The 5,174-nt window shown below is 47.1% G+C and carries 6 protein-coding genes; all 6 read left to right on the forward strand.

Annotated elements, in window-relative coordinates; all coding sequences use genetic code 11:
- On the forward strand, positions 1-179 hold a 179-nt coding region (locus QTO00_RS14430), incomplete at its 5' end, for a DUF4115 domain-containing protein (protein ID WP_331425420.1).
- A gap of 8 nt (positions 180-187) precedes the next feature.
- The gene (ispG, locus tag QTO00_RS14435) at positions 188-1,306 is read left to right on the forward strand and encodes a flavodoxin-dependent (E)-4-hydroxy-3-methylbut-2-enyl-diphosphate synthase (RefSeq protein ID WP_038205905.1); all 1,119 of its coding nucleotides are present in this window, start codon (positions 188-190) and stop codon (positions 1,304-1,306) included.
- Between the two features lie 46 nt (positions 1,307-1,352).
- Positions 1,353-2,621, forward strand: a complete 1,269-nt coding sequence (gene hisS / locus QTO00_RS14440) for a histidine--tRNA ligase (protein ID WP_331425417.1) — start codon at positions 1,353-1,355, stop codon at positions 2,619-2,621.
- A gap of 59 nt (positions 2,622-2,680) precedes the next feature.
- Positions 2,681-3,295, forward strand: coding sequence for a YfgM family protein (locus QTO00_RS14445; protein ID WP_038206168.1), 615 nt, complete (start codon positions 2,681-2,683; stop codon positions 3,293-3,295).
- Between the two features lie 9 nt (positions 3,296-3,304).
- Positions 3,305-4,465, forward strand: coding sequence for an outer membrane protein assembly factor BamB (gene bamB / locus QTO00_RS14450; RefSeq protein ID WP_331425418.1), 1,161 nt, complete (start codon positions 3,305-3,307; stop codon positions 4,463-4,465).
- Between the two features lie 152 nt (positions 4,466-4,617).
- A partial coding sequence (locus QTO00_RS14455) for a GTPase (protein WP_331425419.1) occupies positions 4,618-5,174 on the forward strand: 557 nt, incomplete at its 3' end.

The raw sequence follows: 5,174 nt of genomic DNA on the forward strand, positions 1-5,174 counted from the left end.
CTGGGAAAACTCTTTCTACAGGGGTGAAAAAAGCTGGTCAGAGCCTTAATTTAAGCGGCAGTTTACCTTACAGTGTCATTTTAGGTGCACCTGAAAACGTTTCAATGACATTAGCGAGTGAACCTGTCGACCTTTCTGGGTATACTTCAGGCAAAGTAGCAAGATTCAACTTACCTTAAAAAATACTATGCAATACGAATCTCCTATCAAACGTCGCCCATCGACTCGTATCTATGTGGGCGACGTACCTATTGGTGACGGCGCACCGATTGCTGTGCAGTCAATGACCAATACAAGAACGACAGACGTTGAAGCGACTGTTGCTCAAATTAAATCACTGGAAAATGTCGGTGCTGACATCGTTCGCGTATCAGTACCAACTATGGACGCCGCAGAAGCGTTTAAACAGATCAAACAGCAAGTAAATATCCCTCTGGTTGCGGATATTCACTTTGACTACCGTATCGCGCTCAAAGTGGCTGAGTATGGTGTGGACTGTTTACGTATTAACCCGGGTAACATTGGTAATGAAGAGCGAATCCGTGCAGTTGTTGACTGCGCGCGCGATAAAAACATTCCAATTCGCATCGGTGTTAACGGTGGTTCTTTAGAAAAAGACATTCAGATGAAGTATGGCGAGCCAACTCCTGAGGCGTTGGTGGAGTCTGCGATGCGTCATGTGGATATTCTTGATCGTCTTAACTTTGATCAATTCAAAGTGAGTGTGAAGGCATCGGATGTATTCCTTGCGGTTGACTCATACCGACTGTTGGCACAGAAGATCGACCAACCTCTTCACTTAGGCATCACTGAAGCAGGTGGCGCACGTGCCGGCGCGGTAAAATCGTCAGTTGGTTTAGGTATGCTGTTAGCAGAAGGCATCGGCGATACTCTGCGTATCTCTCTTGCAGCGGATCCGGTAGAAGAGATCAAAGTCGGTTTTGATATCTTGAAATCTTTACGTATTCGTTCGCGCGGTATTAATTTTATTGCCTGTCCGAGTTGCTCGCGACAAGAGTTTGATGTGATCGGTACAGTAAACGCACTTGAACAGCGTTTGGAAGACGTCATCACCCCAATGGATGTCTCTATCATCGGTTGTGTGGTAAACGGTCCGGGTGAAGCCGAAGTGTCTCACTTAGGTCTAGCAGGAAGCAACAAGAAGAGCGCGTTTTACGAAGACGGTAAACGTCAGAAAGAGCGTTTCGACAATAATGACCTTGTCGACCAGCTAGAAGCAAAAATTCGTGCGAAAGCCTCAACGTTAGATCAAGCAAATCGCATCGACGTTAAAGTAAAAGATTAATCTCAACGTAACCAAAATTACGGTAACCATTTTACGGTAAAGAACTGTGGCAAAGAAAATCCAAGCAATTCGAGGCATGAACGACTGCCTTCCGACTCAATCACCACTGTGGCAAAAGCTAGAGAACACAGTGAAGAACGTAATCAGCGCATACGGTTACAACGAAGTGCGCATGCCAATCGTTGAGATGACTCATCTATTCAGCCGTGCTATCGGTGAAGTGACTGACGTTGTTGAAAAAGAGATGTACACCTTTGAAGACCGCAATGGCGATAGCCTAACTTTGCGCCCAGAAGGTACAGCAGGCTGCGTTCGTTCTTGTATAGAGAACAGCCTTATCAATCGTGATGAACAGCGCCTGTGGTACATGGGCCCGATGTTCCGTCACGAGCGTCCACAGAAAGGTCGTTACCGTCAATTCCATCAGTGTGGTGTTGAGGTGTTTGGTCTAGACGGCCCAGACGTTGATGCAGAACTTATCATGATGACTGCACGTCTATGGCGTGAGCTAGGCATCGACAAGCATGTACGTCTTGAGCTGAACTCAATCGGTTCATTAGAAGATCGTGCTAACTACCGTACAGCACTGATCGCTTTTCTAGAGCAGCACATTGATATTCTTGATGATGACTGTAAACGTCGTATGCACACTAACCCATTGCGCGTACTGGACACGAAAAACCCAGACGTACAGGCAATCCTAGGTGATGCTCCTCGTCTATCTGATTATTTAGGTGAAGAATCCAAGCAACATTTTGCTGGATTGTGTGAACTTCTTGACGCGGCAGGTATCGAATACACAGTTAACGAGCGTTTAGTTCGTGGTTTGGATTACTACAACCGCACGGTATTTGAGTGGATTACCGAGAGTCTTGGTGCTCAAGGTACTGTGTGTGGTGGTGGTCGCTACGACGGTCTGGTGGAACAGCTAGGCGGTAAAGCAACACCTGCAGTGGGCTTTGCTATGGGGCTTGAACGCTTAGTTCTAATGCTAGAAACTCTAGAGCTAACTGAAGTTCGTCGCAGCGTTGACGTATACATGGTGACGGCCGGTGAAGGTACAATGCTAGCGGGTATGAAACTTGCCGAGTTACTACGTGAACAGGTAGCTGGCCTGCGTGTTATGAGCCACTTTGGCGGTGGTAACTTCAAGAAACAGTTTAAGCGTGCAGATAAAGTAGGCGCTGCTGTGGCATTGGTTCTTGGTGAAAACGAAGTTGCTGACAACACCGTGGTCGTAAAAGATTTGATTGGCGGAACTCAAGAGACGATGAGCCAAGCAGATGCCATCACTAAGCTAGCAGAGCTCGTATAATATTAATGATTTTTTGAGTGGCAGTTTCGGCTGCCGCTTTTGATGTAAGAGGACAGGAAGTGGAACTCTACGATACTGAAGAACAACAAGTAGAAGCCATCAAAGATTGGTGGAAAGAGAACGGCAAAGCAGTAATTTTAGGCGCTGTCGTTGGTTTAGGTGGTCTATTCGGTTGGCGCTACTACCAAGATTCTGTAACAGCAGCTCAAGAAGCCGCTTCAGAAAGCTACACTAAAGCGGTACAAGCGCTTGCTGAAAAAGGTGCTTCTGCTGAAGGTGATATCCAAGCCTTTATTGATGCAAATAAAGAGACAGAATACTCGGTTCTTGCTGCGTTACAACTGGCGAAAGTACAAGTTGAAGCAGGCAACCTAGACGAAGCGCTTGCTCAGTTAGAGTGGGCAAAATCAGCGACTAAAGATGCTGCAGTGTCAGCGGTACTTGATTATCGTTTAGCTCGTCTAAAAGCTCAGCAAGGAGAGTTTGACGCCGCAGTAGCGCAGCTAGCAAACATTGCTGATGAAAGCTGGGCGGGTCGCGTTGCTGAATTAAAAGGTGACATCCTTCTACGTAAAGGCGATTCAGCGGCAGCTTACACAGCTTATACTGAAGCGCAGCAGTCAGGTGATGCAAGCCAGACGCTACAAATGAAACTGGATGATCTAGCCAAGTAAGGGCGTCGCATGAAGAATATGCTTAAAAAAGCACTCACTACCGCGATGTTCGTTGGTGTACTTGCTGGTTGTGCTAGCGAGGAAGATACGATCATTATGGCGCCTGTCCCGCAGGTAGATAGTGAGTTTACGCCTACTACTCAATGGACTGCGTCGATTGGTAAAGGTGTTGATCAATATTATTCAAAGCTAACGCCTGCATATGCCTACGGTAAAGTCTTTGTTGCGAGCCGCGACGGTCTAGTTAAAGCGCTTGATCCAGAAAATGGCAAACAGCTTTGGCAAACGGAAGTACCTTCTGATGTTTCTGCGCGTCTGGCAGGTGGCATTACTCCAGGTTACAGCCAACTCTTTATTGGCAGTGAAAACGGCCGTGTATTGGCCATTGATGAAGAGACTGGCAAGATTAACTGGCAAGTTGATGTGGGTGGTGAAGTGTTAACTGCGCCAGCGACTGACAACAACTATGTTATTGTTCATACCAACAGAGGTATTTTAGTCGCTCTTGACCAAGAGACAGGTGAAACAAGATGGAGCATCAGCACTGAAGTTCCAAACCTGACTCTGCGTGGTAACAGTACTCCTGTCACGTCTTCGGGTGGGGTATTTTGGGGGACCGCCAACGGTCGTTTGGCTGCCGCTATTGTTGAACGTGGTCAGTTGATTTGGCAGCAAGCGATTGGCATGCCGCAAGGAGCTACTGAGATTGATCGCCTTGTTGATGTCGATGCCGCGCCGCTTATCCTAGGAAGCTCACTTTACATTGTTGGTTACAACGGCCAACTTACCGCGATTGACCTTCGTTCAGGTAATGCTGCGTGGAAACGTAACTACTCTTCTGCGACAGACTTGGCCAGTGACGGTCGCCGCTTGTTTGTTGTGACTGAAAAGGATCACCTAGTTGCGGTTGATGCGCGTAGCGGTACAGAGCTATGGAGCAATGACCAACTAGAGTACCGCTTGCTGACGGCACCTGTAGTCCTTGATGATTATCTTGTTGTAGGCGATAGCGAAGGTTACCTGTACTGGATTGATCGCACTGGTGGCGAGATTGTCTCTATGCAGCAAGTGAACAGTAGTGGGTTTGCTGTTGGTCCGATTGCAGTACCGGGTGGCTACGTTCAAGTGACTCGCAATGGCGATGTAAAGAAACAGACGATCAACAAATAATTGTGTGATATGATTCACATTCGGCTCCTAGCTGGTAACAGTTGGGAGCCGTTTGTTTGTTTTGGAACCGAGTGTGGTTATAGGTAATGGCGTGAACTCTGCCGAGTTGTTACCTATAACTACATATAGAAAAGAATATCGTAGAGGTTGTTATGGTACCTGTTGTTGCTCTAGTAGGGCGTCCGAACGTTGGTAAATCAACGTTGTTTAACCGATTGACTCGTACTCGTGACGCATTGGTTGCGGATTTTCCTGGCTTAACTCGTGACCGTAAATATGGCCAAGCCAAGCTTGGTGATCATGAATTTATCGTGATTGATACTGGTGGTATCGATGGCACAGAAGAAGGTGTTGAGACCAAAATGGCTGAGCAGTCGCTAGCGGCGATTGACGAAGCTGATGTAGTGTTATTTATGGTGGATGGTCGTGCTGGCTTAACGCCTTCAGATATCGCTATCTCTAATCACCTACGTAAAATTGAAAAGCCTTCAATGCTTGTTGTGAACAAGGTCGATGGTATTGATGCTGACGCAGCATCTGCAGATTTCTGGCAGCTTGGTGTTGAAAACATGTACCAAATCGCAGCGGCTCACGGGCGTGGTGTTGGTGCATTGATCGATCGCGCGCTGAACCCGTTTGCGGAAAAAATGGAACAAGAAGCGCGTGGTGAGATCGAAGATTTAACTGATTTGGTCGACGAGGAAGAAGA

Source organism: Vibrio sp. M260118 (assembly GCF_036533755.1).
Classification (GTDB): Bacteria; Pseudomonadota; Gammaproteobacteria; order Enterobacterales; family Vibrionaceae; genus Vibrio.

Excerpts from the sequence above, each read along its gene's own strand:
- ispG (WP_038205905.1), top strand. The coding sequence starts at position 188 with ATGCAATACGAATCTCCTATCAAACGTCGCCCATCGACTCGTATCTAT.
- bamB (WP_331425418.1), top strand. The coding sequence starts at position 3,305 with ATGAAGAATATGCTTAAAAAAGCACTCACTACCGCGATGTTCGTTGGT.